This window comes from Streptomyces aureus (assembly GCF_000725495.1).
GTDB classification, from domain to species: Bacteria; Actinomycetota; Actinomycetes; order Streptomycetales; family Streptomycetaceae; genus Streptomyces; species Streptomyces aureus_B.
The window spans coordinates 259,011-272,627 of record NZ_JNZD01000001.1; the positions used below are offsets into that span (position 1 = coordinate 259,011).

Consider the following 13,617-nt stretch of genomic DNA (forward strand, 5'->3'; position numbering starts at 1 on the left):
ACTTCGCCCAGCACCAACCCGAAGAACAACCAGCAGCGAAAAAGCAGGGCCCTGCCCGTGAGATACCTCACGGGCAGGGCCCTGCTCGCGTCATCAACCGGGCCTGACAGCCCGCCGCCACAACGAGAAACGGGCCTCACCAGGACTTTCGTCTCCGGTGAAGACCCGTTTCGTCGGTTCTTCTCTGTGCGCGAGGGGGGAGTTGAACCCCCACGCCCTTTCGGGCACTGGAACCTGAATCCAGCGCGTCTGCCTATTCCGCCACCCGCGCATTGGGTGTGTCTTCCGTCTCCCGCGTTTCCCCGGGTGCCTTCCGACATGCAGAAGATTAGCACGCTGTCAGGGGTGGAATCACATCCCTTTCCGCGGGCCCCGGGCCCGCGGCCGCGCACCCGCCCGCCCCGCGTCCCCGGGCCGAGCGCCCCCCGCCCGGCCCGGCCGCCGGCTCCGGGCGCCCCCGCACCCGGCGCCCCTCGGCCTCCCCACCTGCGCCCCGGCCCGCGTCACACGTTTCAGACAGAACCGGTTCACGTATCAACCTCGTACCGGTCATGCGCATCTCCACAGGAGTCGGACGGGCTGCACAGTCAGGTGCGGGACACTGGTCGTGGGGCGCCTCTACGATCCATGGCAGAAGCAGTGCCGGGAAGAGTTCGAAGAGGGGCCTCTCAGGGAACTTCGGGAGGGGACTTCGGAAGGTGTCGACAACCCGTCGACCGTGCCGACAGGGGGAACCAGCCGATTTCCCGACGCGTGGATACGATCAGTAAGCAGTACCAGCAAGGCCCACTGGGCCGGCTGGTCCAGCAGGGCCAGGAAGACGACAGCAAGCTGTACCAGGACGGCAACGACGGAGGAGGTGCCCCATGGGAGTCCTGAAGAAGTTCGAGCAGCGTCTCGAAGGTCTGGTCAACGGCACCTTCGCCAAGGTGTTCAAGTCCGAGGTCCAGCCCGTGGAGATCGCTGGAGCGCTGCAGCGCGAGTGCGACAACAACGCCACGATCTGGAACCGCGACCGGACCGTCGTCCCCAACGACTTCATCGTGGAACTGAGCACACCCGACTTCGAGCGGCTCAGCCCCTACTCCGGCCAGCTCGGCGACGAACTCGCCGGAATGGTCCGCGACTACGCGAAGCAGCAGCGCTACGCCTTCATGGGCCCCATCAAGGTCCATCTGGAGAAGGCCGACGACCTCGACACCGGTCTGTACCGGGTCCGCAGCCGTACGCTCGCCTCCTCCACCAATCAGCAGTCCCCCGAGCGCGCCCCCGCGGGCCCCGCCCCGGCGGGCCGCGGAACCCCGGGTGGCTACGGCTACCCGCCCTCGGCCGCTCCCCCCATGCCGTCCGCGCCGCCGCCCGGCGGCCGACCGGGCTCGGCACCCATGGGTGCCCGGCCCCCGGCCGGCCCGGCGGCGGGCGGCCGTATGCGGCACTGGGTCGAGATCAATGGCTCACGCCACCAGATCTCCCGCCCGACGCTGGTGCTGGGCCGCAGCACCGAAGCCGACGTGCGGATCGACGACCCCGGCGTATCGCGCCGGCACTGTGAGATCCGGACCGGAACGCCCTCGACGATCCAGGATCTCGGGTCCACCAACGGCATCGTGGTGGACGGGCAGCACACCACCCGCGCTACGCTCCGCGACGGCTCGCGGATCGTCGTGGGCAGCACCACCATCATTTACCGGCAAGCCGAAGGGTGAAGCGGGGGCAATGTCAGAGCTGACCCTCACGGTCATGCGGCTGGGTTTCCTGGCCGTACTGTGGCTGTTCGTGATCGTGGCCGTGCAGGTCATCCGCAGCGACCTGTTCGGAACGCGCGTCACACAGCGCGGCTCGCGCAGGGAGGCCGCGAGGCCCCAGCAGGCCGCGCGGCAGGCCGCGCCTCCGCAGCAGCGCCAGCAGCAGGCGCCCGCCAGCGGCGGCCGCCAGCGCCGTGGAGCACCGTCCAAGCTGGTCGTCTCGGAGGGCACCCTCACGGGCACCACCGTGGCCCTCCAGGGCCAGACCATCACCCTGGGACGGGCGCACGACAGCACCATCGTGCTGGACGACGACTACGCGTCGAGCCGGCATGCCAGGATCTACCCCGACCGGGACGGCCAGTGGATCGTCGAGGACCTCGGCTCCACCAACGGCACGTATCTCGACCGGAGCCGGCTGACGACTCCGACGCCCGTTCCGCTGGGCGCGCCGATCCGCATCGGCAAGACCGTCATCGAGCTGCGGAAGTAGTACGACAATGAGCGAGCGGAGCGAGCACGCAACGGCGGTCCACACAAGGGACCCCGGCGCGCTCCCGACCGGAGGGTGGGCACCGTGCGGATGTACCCGGAGCCGACGGGCGAGGTGCGCATGAGTCTGTCACTGCGCTTCGCCGCCGGATCGCACAAAGGCATGATCCGCGAGGGCAACGAGGACTCGGGCTACGCCGGTCCGCGTCTGCTCGCGATCGCCGACGGGATGGGCGGCCAGGCCGCCGGTGAGGTCGCCAGCTCCGAGGTGATCTCCACCATCGTCGCGCTCGACGACGACGTGCCCGGATCCGACATCCTCACCTCGCTCGGCACCGCCGTGCAGCGCGCCAACGACCAGCTCCGGATGATGGTCGAGGAGGACCCGCAGCTCGAAGGCATGGGCACCACGCTCACCGCCCTGCTGTGGACCGGCCAGCGGCTCGGACTCGTCCACGTCGGCGACTCCCGCGCGTACCTGCTGCGCGACGGCGTCCTGACGCAGATCACCCAGGACCACACCTGGGTGCAGCGCCTCGTCGACGAGGGCCGCATCACCGAGGAAGAGGCCACCACCCACCCGCAGCGCTCCCTGCTGATGCGCGCGCTGGGCAGCGGCGACCACGTCGAACCCGACCTCTCCATCCGCGAGGTCCGCGCCGGCGACCGCTATCTGATCTGCTCCGACGGCCTGTCCGGCGTCGTCTCCCACCAGACGATGGAAGACACCCTCGCCAGCTACCAGGGTCCGCAGGAGACCGTGGAGGAGCTCATCCGGCTCGCGCTGCGCGGCGGCGGCCCGGACAACATCACCGTCATCGTGGCCGACGTCCTCGACATCGACTCCGGCGACACCCTCGCCGCCCAGCTCTCCGACACCCCCGTCGTCGTCGGCGCGGTCGCCGAGAATCAGCACCAGCTGCACGACAACGGCGCCATGCAGACCCCCGCCGGCCGCGCCTCCGGTCTCGGCCGGCCCGTGCCCGGACAGGGCGGCGGCGAGTTCGGCCCGCCCGGAAGCGGCGACACCGCGGGCTACGCCCCCGGCGGCAGCTTCGGCGACTACACGGACGAGGACTTCGTGAAGCCGCGCTCCGGGCTCCGGTGGCTGAAGAGATCCCTCTACATCGTCCTGACGCTCGCCGTCCTCGGCGGCGGCCTGTACGGCGGCTACCGCTGGACGCAGACGCAGTACTACGTCGGCGCCCAGGACGACCACGTCGCGCTCTACCGCGGCATCAGCCAGGACCTGGCCTGGGTCTCGCTCTCGAAGGTGGAGAAGAACCACCCCGAGATCGAACTCAAGTACCTGCCGCCCTACCAGCAGAAGCAGGTCAAGGCGACCATCGCCGAGGGCGGCCTCTCCGACGCGCAGGCGAAGATCGACGAACTCGCCGTGCAGGCCTCCGCCTGCCGCAAGGACGCCCAGCGCCGCGCCGCCGAGAGCCAGAACAGCGCGAAGCCCAGTTCGGCCAAGGCCGGCAAGGTCACGGGAACCACAAAGACCTCGCTGACGTCCAAGGCCACGTCCAGCCCGAGCCCGACCCCGTCGAGCTCGGCACCCACGTCCTCCAAGTCCACGACCGCACCCACTCCCACACCCGGCCCCAGCCTCTCCGACGAGGAGCAGAAGCTGGTCTCGCTGTGCGGTAAGCAGTAAGAAGCCGTGAGGGGCCCTGTCACACGATGAGCAGTAGTACGAACACGCCGACGCACCACACGTCCACGATCGGATCGATCGGCACACCGAGCCGACGCAACACCGAACTGGCCTTGCTGGTGTTCGCCGTTGTCATCCCGGTGTTCGCCTACGCCAACGTGGGCCTCGCCATCGACGACCAGGTGCCCGCCGGCCTGCTGAGTTACGGCCTGGGCCTCGGCCTGCTGGCCGGCGTCGCCCACCTCGCGGTGCGCAAGTTCGCGCCCTACGCGGACCCGCTGCTGCTGCCGCTGGCCACGCTCCTCAACGGGCTCGGCCTGGTGATCATCTGGCGGCTCGACCAGTCCAAGCTGCTCCAGTCGATCAAGCAGGCGGGCAGCGCGGCACCACGCCAGCTGATGTACACCGCGCTGGCCATCGCCCTGTTCATCGGCGTGCTGTTCTTCCTGAAGGACCACCGCGTCCTGCAGCGCTACACCTACATCTCCATGGTCGGCGCCCTGGTCCTGCTGCTGCTCCCGCTGGTTCCGGGCCTCGGCGCGGACCTCACCTACGGCGCCAAGATCTGGATCTCGGTCGCCGGATTCTCCATCCAGCCCGGCGAGTTCGCGAAGATCGTCCTCGCGATCTTCTTCGCCGGCTACCTGATGGTGAAGCGCGACGCGCTGGCTCTGGCCAGCCGGCGCTTCATGGGCCTGTACCTGCCGCGCGGCCGTGACCTGGGCCCGATCATCGTCGTCTGGGCGATCTCGATCCTCATCCTGGTCTTCGAGACCGACCTCGGTACGTCGCTGCTGTTCTTCGGAATGTTCGTCATCATGCTGTACGTCGCCACCGAGCGGACGAGCTGGATCGTCTTCGGTCTGCTGATGTCCGCGGCCGGCGCCGTCGGTGTGGCGAGCTTCGAACCGCACGTCCAGACCCGTGTGAAGGCCTGGCTCGATCCGATGCACGAGTACCTGCTCAGCCAGGCCGGGGTCCAGGACGGCGTCATCCACTCCGAGCAGGCCATGCAGGCACTGTGGGCGTTCGGCTCCGGCGGCACCCTCGGCACTGGCCTCGGCCAGGGTCACTCCGAGCTCATCCGCTTCGCCGCCAACTCCGACTTCATCCTCGCCACGTTCGGCGAGGAGCTGGGCCTCGCCGGAGTGATGGCGATCCTGGTGCTCTACGGCCTGATCGTCGAACGAGGCATCCGCACGGCCCTCGCGGCCCGTGACCCGTTCGGCAAGCTCCTCGCCGTCGGCCTCTCCGGTGCCTTCGCGCTGCAGGTCTTCGTGGTCGCCGGCGGCGTCATGGGCCTGATCCCGCTGACCGGTATGACCATGCCGTTCCTGGCGTCCGGCGGTTCCTCCGTCATCGCCAACTGGGCCCTGATCGCCATCCTGATCCGCATCAGCGACACCGCCAGGCGCCCGGCGCCCGCGCCCGCACCCAGCCCCGACGCCGAGATGACCCAGGTGGTCCGCCCGTGAACAAGCCCCTGCGCCGGATCGCGATCTTCTGCGGGCTCCTCGTCCTCGCCCTGCTGCTGCGCGACAACTACGTCCAGTACGTCCAGTCGGACAGCCTGCGGTCCGACCCGCACAACCGCCGCGTAGCCATCGAGCGGTACGCAACCCCGCGCGGCGACATCGTCGTCGACGGCACCCCGATCACCGGGTACGCCAAGTCGAAGAAGAACGGCATCAACGACTTCGTCTACAAGCGCACCTACAAGGACGGCGCCATGTGGGCGCCGGTCACCGGGTACGCCTCGCAGGCCTTCGACGCCTCCCAGCTGGAGAAGCTCGACGACGGCATACTCACCGGCAACGACGACCGGCTCTTCTTCCGCAACACCCTCGACATGATCACGGGCAAGCCGAAGCAGGGCGGCAACGTCGTCACCACCCTCAACGCCGCCGCGCAGAAGGCCGCGTACCAGGGTCTGCTGAGCCGGGGCAAGGGCGCCGTCGCCGCGATCGACCCGCAGACCGGCGCGATCCTGGCACTGGCCTCCACCCCTTCGTACGACCCCTCCACCTTCGCCGGGAACACCAACACCGACGCGAAGGCCTGGAACAAGCTCCAGAAGAAGAACGACCCCGACGACCCGATGCTCAACCGGGCGCTGCGCGAGACCTACCCGCCCGGCTCCACCTTCAAGGTGGTCACCGCGGCCGCGGCGCTGGAGAACGGGCTGTACACGACGGCGGACCAGCACACCAGCACCCCGCTGCCGTACTTCCTGAAGGACACCAGGACCGAGCTGAAGAACGAGGGGAACATCCCCTGCAAGAACGCCACGATGCGCGTGGCGCTCCGGTTCTCCTGCAACACCGTCTTCGGCAAGATCGGCACCGACCTCGGCAAGGACAAGATGCAGGCCGAGGCCGAGAAGTTCGGCTTCAACTCCGAGCAGCTCACCCCGGTGCGCTCGAACGCCTCCGTCTTCCCCAAGTCGATGGACCCGGCGCAGACCGCGCTCAGCTCCATCGGCCAGTTCGAGACCGCCGCGACCCCGCTGCAGATGGCCATGGTGGCCTCCGCCGTCGCCAACAACGGCACCCTGATGAAGCCGTACATGGTCGACAAGCTCCAGGCACCCAGCCTGGACGTCATCTCGCAGACCGACCCCGAGAAGCTCAGCCAGCCGCTCTCCGAGGCCAACGCCCAGATCCTTCAGTCGATGATGGAGACGGTCGTCAAGGAGGGCACGGGCACGAAGGCGCAGATCCCCGGTGTCACCGTGGGCGGCAAGACCGGTACCGCCCAGCACGGTGTCGCCAACAGCGAGAAGCCGTACGCGTGGTTCATCTCCTACGCCAAGCTCCCTGACGGCAGCTCCCCGGTCGCCGTCGCCGTGGTCGTCGAGGACGGCAGCGCCAACCGCGGCGACATCTCCGGTGGCGGTCTGGCCGCCCCCATCGCAAGGGACGTGATGAAGGCAGTCATCGACAGCAAGAAGTGACCCCGCTCACGTCCCCATCACATCGGTGCACGTTGCGATACCGGTCCTGTCACGGGTGACGGTCTAGGCCAGGTCACAGGAAGCGATCCGGGTACGGTATGCCCGGACAGCACACCGCCGGACCACACAAAGGTGCGGTCGGGACCGACGGAGAGGGCTGGTAGGTAGCTATGGAAGAGCCGCGTCGCCTCGGCGGCCGGTACGAGCTGGGCCACGTGCTCGGCCGTGGTGGCATGGCCGAGGTCTACCTCGCGCATGACACCCGGCTCGGCCGTACCGTGGCGGTGAAGACGCTGCGGGCCGACCTCGCACGCGACCCGTCGTTCCAGGCCCGCTTCCGCCGGGAGGCCCAGTCGGCCGCCTCGCTCAACCATCCCGCGATCGTCGCCGTCTACGACACGGGTGAGGACTACATCGACAACACCTCCATCCCGTACATCGTGATGGAGTACGTCGACGGATCCACGCTGCGCGAACTGCTGCACTCGGGCCGCAGACTGCTGCCCGAGCGGTCGATGGAGATGACCATCGGCATCCTCCAGGCCCTGGAGTACTCGCACCGCGCCGGCATCGTCCACCGCGACATCAAGCCCGCCAACGTCATGCTGACGCGCAACGGCCAGGTCAAGGTCATGGACTTCGGCATCGCCCGCGCCATGGGCGACTCCGGCATGACCATGACGCAGACGGCCGCGGTCATCGGCACCGCCCAGTACCTCTCCCCCGAGCAGGCCAAGGGCGAGCAGGTCGACGCCCGCTCGGACCTCTACTCCACCGGCTGTCTGCTCTACGAGCTGCTGACGGTGCGCCCGCCCTTCGTGGGCGACTCCCCCGTGGCCGTCGCCTACCAGCACGTCCGCGAGGACCCGCAGCCGCCGTCGGTCTTCGACCCCGAGATCACGCCCGAGATGGACGCGATCGTCCTGCGGGCGCTCGTGAAGGACCCGGACTACCGCTACCAGTCCGCCGACGAGATGCGCGCCGACATCGAGGCCTGCCTCGACGGCCAGCCCGTCGCGGCCAGCGCCGCCATGGGCTCGGTCGGTTACGGCGGCTACGGCGACGACCAGCCGACCACGGCCCTGCGCTCCACGGACGCCCAGGCAACGTCGATGCTGCCGCCCATGAACCCGGACGACGGCGGCTACGGCTACGACGACCGCCCCGACCGCCGGCGCCAGAAGAAGAACAACACCTCGACGATCCTCCTGGTCGTCGCCGGTGTCCTGGTGCTCATCGGCGCGATCCTGATCGGGAAGTACGCCTTCTCGGGCAAGGACGCGGGCGGCGAGACGTTCGACGTGCCCAACTTCGTCAGCCAGTCGCTGCAGGACGCCCAGGACATGGCGGACAACCGCGATCTGAAGCTCGCGCCGACCCGCAAGCCGTGCGAGAAGGAGCCCAAGGGCAACATCTGCTCGCAGAACCCGGCCTTCGGCTCGAAGGTGCACAAGGGCGACACCGTCAACGTCGTCGTCTCCACCGGGGTGCCGAAGGTCACGGTGCCCGACGTCACAGGCCTCACCTTCGAGAAGGCGAAGTCCCAGCTCGAGGGCAAGGGATTCACGGTCGAGAAGAAGACCCAGGAGTCCGACCAGACCCCCGGCGTCGTCATCTCCCAGGACCCCAACGGCGACAAGGAGGCGGCGAAGGGCTCGACCGTCACCCTGACCGTGGCCACGGAGAAGAAGCAGTCCACCGTCCCGGACGTGACCGGCAAGAGCTGTGACGAGGCCAAGGCCCAGATGACGGCCAACAACCTCGTCGGCGAGTGCGTCGACACGGACACCGCCGACCCGAACCAGGTCGGCAAGGTCATCCAGACGACCCCGACGGCCAACAGCCAGGCCGACCCGGGCTCCAAGGTCCAGATCCAGGTCGGCAAGGCCAAGCAGCAGTCGACGGTGCCCAGCGTCGTCGGCAAGACCGTCGCCGAGGCGAGGCAGATCCTCCAGGGCGCCGGCTTCAACAACATCCAGTTCGCCCAGGGCAGCGACGGAAGCGACGACGCCCGGGTGATCAACCAGGACCCGCAGGCCAACAGCCCCGTCGACAGCCCGGACAACACGACGGTCACCCTGACGACCATCAAGCTCGGCGGTAACAACAACGGAGGCAACAACAACGGAGGCGGGTTCATCGGCGGCAACTAGCGGCTGAGACGCGGAACCTCCCATCAGGGGCCCGGTACTCCTCGGAGTACCGGGCCCCTGTGTATCTGGCTTGCGATCCATATCCCGGACATGTCAAATGGGGCTGACCAAGATTTACTGATTACCCAGGGGGAAACCCGTGAAGCGTTCCACCGCACGGCGTATCACCACGTCCATCGTCACCTTGCTCGCTCTCAGCGCGGGCGCGGTGAGCCTGGCGGCTCCCGCGAATGCGGCGAACGTCGCGATCAAGTTCAACTGCAGCGACCCGAACAACACCTTCCAGGCCCACGTCACGATGAACGGCAGTGGCGAGCCGAAGGCCAAGTACGACGTGGACATCCAAATCATCGACAAGAGGAGCGACGGCCTGAAGCCCAAGCTCCGGCTCGTCTCGTTCAACTACGACGGGACGACCACCGAATACCCCTGGCATTCGGGCAACGAAGGCGCCGGCGTCATCCTGCACACGTCCAGCACCCTGCAGAACTCCCACGGCCTGAAAGCCGTTGTCATGCAGGCGACCAGCAAGCCGAACGACAGCTTCTACACCTGCTCGGACTACCAGCCCAAGTCCGCGTGACCAAGCGCTAGCCGGACCACCGAAAGGTCACCAGCACAAAACAGCGCGCAGAGCCTCCGAAGGAGCCGCGTCGGTCAGCCGCGCAGTTCCTTCGGAGGGGTCCGGGCGTTGTCGACCTTCTCCACTCGTTCCAGTTCACCCCACACCACGTAGCGGTAGCGGGAGGTGTACACCGGGGTGCAGGTCGTCAGGGTGATGTAGTGGCCCGGCTTGGTCTTACCGGACTCCTTCGGGACCGTCTGGAGCACCTTGACGTTGTACTTCGAGGTCTCCGGAAGGATGTCGAAGACCTTGTAGACGTACCACTTGTCCCGGGTCTCGAAGACGATCGGGTCACCCTTGACGATCTTGTCGATGTTGTGGAACTTGGCGCCGTGGCCGTCCCGGTGGGCGGCGAGGGTGAAGTTGCCGTCCTTTCCGGTCATCGGCAGGGACGACTTGACGGGCTCCGTGTAGTAGCCGGCGACGCCTTCGTTCAGGACCTTCGTCGCCGTGCCCTTCTGGACGAGCACCTCGCCGTTCTTCATCGCCGGGACGTGCAGGAAGCCGATGCCGTCCTTGGTGTCCAGAGCACCCGGACCGGTCGGGGCCTGCGCCCAGTGGTCACGCACCTTGTCGCCCTGCTTGTGCGCCTCGCGGTCGGCCACGACGTTCGTCCACCACAGCGAGTAGACGACGAACAGACCGAGCACCAGCCCCACCGTGATGAGGAGTTCACCGAAGACGCTGACCGTCATCGCGAACCATCCCATGCGCCTGCGCCCGTCGGGCAGGTCGTCGAAGGACGTGAATCCGGCCTGCGATCCGGCGCGTTCGTCGTGGTCGGTCCTCGCTGCCACTGTTCATCTGCCCCGTCTGGTGTGTCTCAGGTTGTCTCTCGTGCACGTCACGCGCGTCGCACGCGCGTCCGTCCGTCCGTGCGCCGGCGTCCGTGCTCAGCCGAGCAGCGCGTCGGGCTTGCCCTTGCTGCGCGGCCGGTCCTCGACCATCTTGCCCCAGACGATCATCCGGTACTTACTGGTGAACTCCGGTGTGCAGGTGGTCAGTGTGATGTAGCGGCCCGGCCCGGTGAAACCAGAACCCTTGGGGACCGGATCGAGCACGCTCGTGTTGCTCGGACTCGTCGCCGGCAGGATCGACGCCATCTTGTAGACGTAGTAGTCGTCCTGGGTCTCGACGACGATCTCGTCCCCCGGCTTGAGACGGTTGATGTAGCGGAACGGTTCGCCGTGGGTGTTGCGGTGTCCGGCGAGCGCGAAGTTGCCGGTCTTGGCATCGGGCATCGCCGTCTTGAGCGGCGCCTCCCCGTAGTGGCCGACCATGCCCCGGTCGAGCACCTTCGTCTTGCTGATGCCCTCCGCGATCGGCGCCACCACGTCCAGCTTCGGAATGTGCAGGATGGCGAATCCCTGCCCGGGCGAGAACGTCCCCGGGTTCCGCTTGCCGTTCGCCCAGTCCTGCTGGAGGCTGCTCGCCTCGCTGCCCGCCTGCTGGTGCGCCCGCACGTTGGACCACCACAGCTGGTAGGTCACGAACAGCAGCATCAGCACGCCGGTGGTGATGAACACCTCGCCGACCATCCGGCTGACGAGGACCGCCTTGCCGGGCTTGGACGCCCGGGCCGCCCGCCGGGCGTCCATCCGGCTCCGAGGGCCCCCAGCGGCCTCCTGAGCCGCCTCCTGGGACTCCTGGGGGTCCAGGGGCCCTCCGTGCCTCCCGTGGCGCCTGGCGGCCTTACGGCGGGCCGCACGCCCCCCGGACGCCGGTCCGGCCCCGTCGTCCTCCGTCCGCGCGCGCCGCTGCGCCCTCGTGGGCGATCCGGGAAGGCGCAGGGCGACCGTCTCGTCGTCCCGGGGCAGTCGCGGCGCGGCCGGTTCCGGCACGGGTGCGGTCGTGGGAGGGGTCATGAGGACGCTCATGGGCGTCTCCGCGGGAGCGGCCGCCTGTCCGCGGTGGTGCGGCATGGCCTGCTCCTGGTACGGCGGGGCATACGCCCGCTCGTACTCGTCCGCGTACGAGGGCGCCGCCGCCGGGGTGGCGGGCATCGCCTGAGTCGCAGCCTGTGCCGCGGCCGCACGGGCCTGCGCGGCATACGCCTGTGCCTGCGCTTGGGCTTGAGCCTGGGCCTGGGCCTGGGCTTGAGCCTGGGCCTGCGCGGCGTACGCCTGCGCCTGCGCCTGTGCCTGCGCTTGGGCCGCCTGTGCCTGGGCGGCCTGCATCTGCGCGGCCTGCAGCAGAGCCGCCTGCTCCTGCTGCTGGGCGGCGTACCAGTCGGGCCCGTACCCGGCCTGCGGATACCCCTGCTGTGCGGGCCCTCCCTGGCCCGGAAGCGGATCCGTCAGCGGATCCCCGAGCCCTCCCACCGTCGCCTCGAACGCGCCGGCGCCCCCGTACGCGGCCTCGCCGCCGTAGGGGGAGCTGTCGCGCTCGGGGCGCAGCGCGGTCACGCCGTGGCCCTGCCCACCACCGGGGCGAGCCCCGCCGACCTCGCGACGGCCACCTTGTCACCGCACTCGAGGAGCCAGTTGGCGAGCATCCGGTGCCCGTACTCGGTCAGCACCGACTCCGGGTGGAACTGCACGCCCTCGACCGGAAGTTCACGGTGTCTGAGGCCCATGACGATCCCGTCGTGGGTACGGGCGGTGACCTCCAGCTCGTCCGGGACGGTGTCCGGCTCGGCCGCCAGCGAGTGATAGCGGGTCGCCGTGAAGGGCGACGGCAGTCCGGCGAAGACACCCTTGCCGTGGTGCTCCACGAGCGAGGTCTTCCCGTGCAGCAGCTCGGGCGCCCGGTCGACCACACCCCCGTACGCCACCTGCATCGACTGCATCCCGAGGCAGACCCCGAAGACGGGGACACCGGTCGCGGCGCAGTGCCGGACCATGTCGATGCAGACACCGGCCTGTTCGGGAGCGCCGGGCCCCGGGGACAGGAGCACGCCGTCGAAACCGTCCTGGGCGTGCGCGGTCGACACCTCGTCGTTGCGCAGCACCTCGCACTCCGCGCCCAACTGGTACAGGTACTGGACCAGGTTGAAGACGAAGCTGTCGTAGTTGTCCACAACGAGGATGCGCGTACTCACTGGTTGTCCACCGTCACATCGTTGAAGGGCAGCAGCGGTTCGGCCCACGGGAAGATGTACTGGAAGAGCACGTAGACCACCGCCAGGACGAGGACGAGTGAGATCAGCGCCCTCACCCATACGCTCCCCGGCAGATGCCGCCAGATCCAGCCGTACATGCCGTCCCTTCCGTCGCCGTACGCCAACAGACTAACGGCGCAGAGCCGCCGGTTTCCCTGCCTCCACAGGCTGTGTGGAGTCGAGATGTGCCCACACGATCAACCGATGGCTGTGCCCCCACTCCGGATCGCAGGTGGTCAGCGTGAGATAGCGCCCCGGACGCGTATACCCGGACTTACGTGGCACAGGGTCGATCACCTCAACGTCGGAGGGGACGGTTTTGTAGGGCCCTTTGTCGATCCGATACGTGAACCAGGTCGTCCCGTCCGTCAGCACCACGGCGTCGCCCCGGCGGAGCAGGGGAAAGTCCTTGAACGGATCACCGTACGTACGCCGGTGACCGGCCACCGAGAAATTGCCCTCCTGGCCGAGCCGGGCGGTCCCCCGGTAGTGGCCGAGCCCCTTCTTCAGCACCTGTGTGGCCGTGCCCTCGAGCACGGGCTTGTTCCACGTGAAACCAAGACGCGGGATGTACATGACCGCGAACGGGCCGCCGTACGTATAGGGGCCGGGTGCCTTCGGGGTGCCGGCCGCCGACCCGTTGCCGCCCGTGCCGCCCCCCGAGCCCGACCGGGGCGTGGGCGACGGGGCCGCCGCACCCTTCGACCACTGCTCCTGGAGCACGTCGATCTGGTGGTCCATCGCCCTGTCGGCCTTCACCCCGGTCCAGAACAGCACGTAGACCACGAAGAGCACGATCAGGGTGCCGACGGTCAGGCACAGCTCGCTGATCGTCCTGACGACCACTCGCACCGACACAAGGCCCTCCGGCGGCAGCTAGCTCCCCAGG

Annotated in this window: 13 protein-coding genes and 1 tRNA gene; 8 read left to right on the forward strand and 6 right to left on the reverse strand. The window is 68.5% G+C overall.

The genetic code is table 11. The features are described from left to right. Positions 1-187: 187 nt before the first annotated feature. A tRNA-Leu gene (locus IO36_RS01180) sits at positions 188-271 on the reverse strand. A gap of 482 nt (positions 272-753) precedes the next feature. Between IO36_RS01180 and IO36_RS48850 the strand changes: the two genes are divergently transcribed. From IO36_RS48850 to IO36_RS01215, 8 genes are all read left to right on the forward strand, one after another. Next, positions 754-879 carry a hypothetical protein gene (locus IO36_RS48850; RefSeq protein WP_280923709.1) on the forward strand — a complete coding sequence of 42 codons (126 nt, stop codon included), beginning with the start codon at positions 754-756 and terminating at the stop codon, positions 877-879. Continuing rightward, entirely contained in the window at positions 867-1,706 is an 840-nt protein-coding gene (locus IO36_RS01185) for an FhaA domain-containing protein (RefSeq protein WP_037614907.1), read from the forward strand. The genes IO36_RS48850 and IO36_RS01185 overlap by 13 nt, the downstream gene beginning before the upstream one ends. A 10-nt stretch (positions 1,707-1,716) precedes the next feature. Beyond that, complete coding sequence (locus tag IO36_RS01190; RefSeq protein ID WP_037614909.1) at positions 1,717-2,238, forward strand: FHA domain-containing protein FhaB/FipA; 522 nt, start codon at positions 1,717-1,719, stop codon at positions 2,236-2,238. 120 nt (positions 2,239-2,358) lie between these two features. Beyond that, positions 2,359-3,897, forward strand: a complete 1,539-nt coding sequence (locus IO36_RS01195; RefSeq protein ID WP_245173081.1) for a Stp1/IreP family PP2C-type Ser/Thr phosphatase — start codon at positions 2,359-2,361, stop codon at positions 3,895-3,897. A gap of 26 nt (positions 3,898-3,923) precedes the next feature. Beyond that, positions 3,924-5,372 carry an FtsW/RodA/SpoVE family cell cycle protein gene (locus IO36_RS01200; RefSeq protein ID WP_037614914.1) on the forward strand — a complete coding sequence of 483 codons (1,449 nt, stop codon included), beginning with the start codon at positions 3,924-3,926 and terminating at the stop codon, positions 5,370-5,372. After that, positions 5,369-6,850, forward strand: coding sequence for a peptidoglycan D,D-transpeptidase FtsI family protein (locus IO36_RS01205; RefSeq protein WP_037614916.1), 1,482 nt, complete (start codon positions 5,369-5,371; stop codon positions 6,848-6,850). The genes IO36_RS01200 and IO36_RS01205 overlap by 4 nt, the downstream gene beginning before the upstream one ends. A gap of 170 nt (positions 6,851-7,020) precedes the next feature. Beyond that, positions 7,021-9,003: a Stk1 family PASTA domain-containing Ser/Thr kinase gene (pknB, locus tag IO36_RS01210; RefSeq protein WP_037614918.1), complete on the forward strand. Its 1,983-nt coding sequence runs from the start codon at positions 7,021-7,023 to the stop codon at positions 9,001-9,003. 139 nt (positions 9,004-9,142) lie between these two features. Then, on the forward strand, positions 9,143-9,586 hold the full coding sequence (locus tag IO36_RS01215) for a hypothetical protein (RefSeq protein ID WP_037614921.1): 444 nt from the start codon (positions 9,143-9,145) through the stop codon (positions 9,584-9,586). A 74-nt stretch (positions 9,587-9,660) separates the two neighbouring features. Here the strand turns inward: IO36_RS01215 and IO36_RS01220 are convergent, their stop codons facing one another. From IO36_RS01220 to IO36_RS01240, 5 genes are all read right to left on the reverse strand, one after another. Further along, entirely contained in the window at positions 9,661-10,425 is a 765-nt protein-coding gene (locus IO36_RS01220) for a class E sortase (protein WP_037614923.1), read from the reverse strand. 96 nt (positions 10,426-10,521) lie between these two features. Next, positions 10,522-11,631: a class E sortase gene (locus tag IO36_RS01225; RefSeq protein ID WP_280923710.1), complete on the reverse strand. Its 1,110-nt coding sequence runs from the start codon at positions 11,629-11,631 to the stop codon at positions 10,522-10,524. 398 nt (positions 11,632-12,029) lie between these two features. Continuing rightward, the gene (locus IO36_RS01230) at positions 12,030-12,668 is read right to left on the reverse strand and encodes an aminodeoxychorismate/anthranilate synthase component II (RefSeq protein ID WP_037614927.1); all 639 of its coding nucleotides are present in this window, start codon (positions 12,666-12,668) and stop codon (positions 12,030-12,032) included. Beyond that, the gene (locus IO36_RS45665) at positions 12,665-12,826 is read right to left on the reverse strand and encodes a hypothetical protein (RefSeq protein ID WP_037614928.1); all 162 of its coding nucleotides are present in this window, start codon (positions 12,824-12,826) and stop codon (positions 12,665-12,667) included. Before IO36_RS45665 ends, IO36_RS01230 begins: the two co-directional genes overlap by 4 nt. Positions 12,827-12,857: 31 nt before the next feature. Further along, positions 12,858-13,580 (reverse strand): class E sortase, encoded by a 723-nt coding sequence (locus IO36_RS01240; protein WP_037615374.1) that lies wholly within the window; start codon positions 13,578-13,580, stop codon positions 12,858-12,860. Positions 13,581-13,617 lie beyond the last annotated feature (37 nt).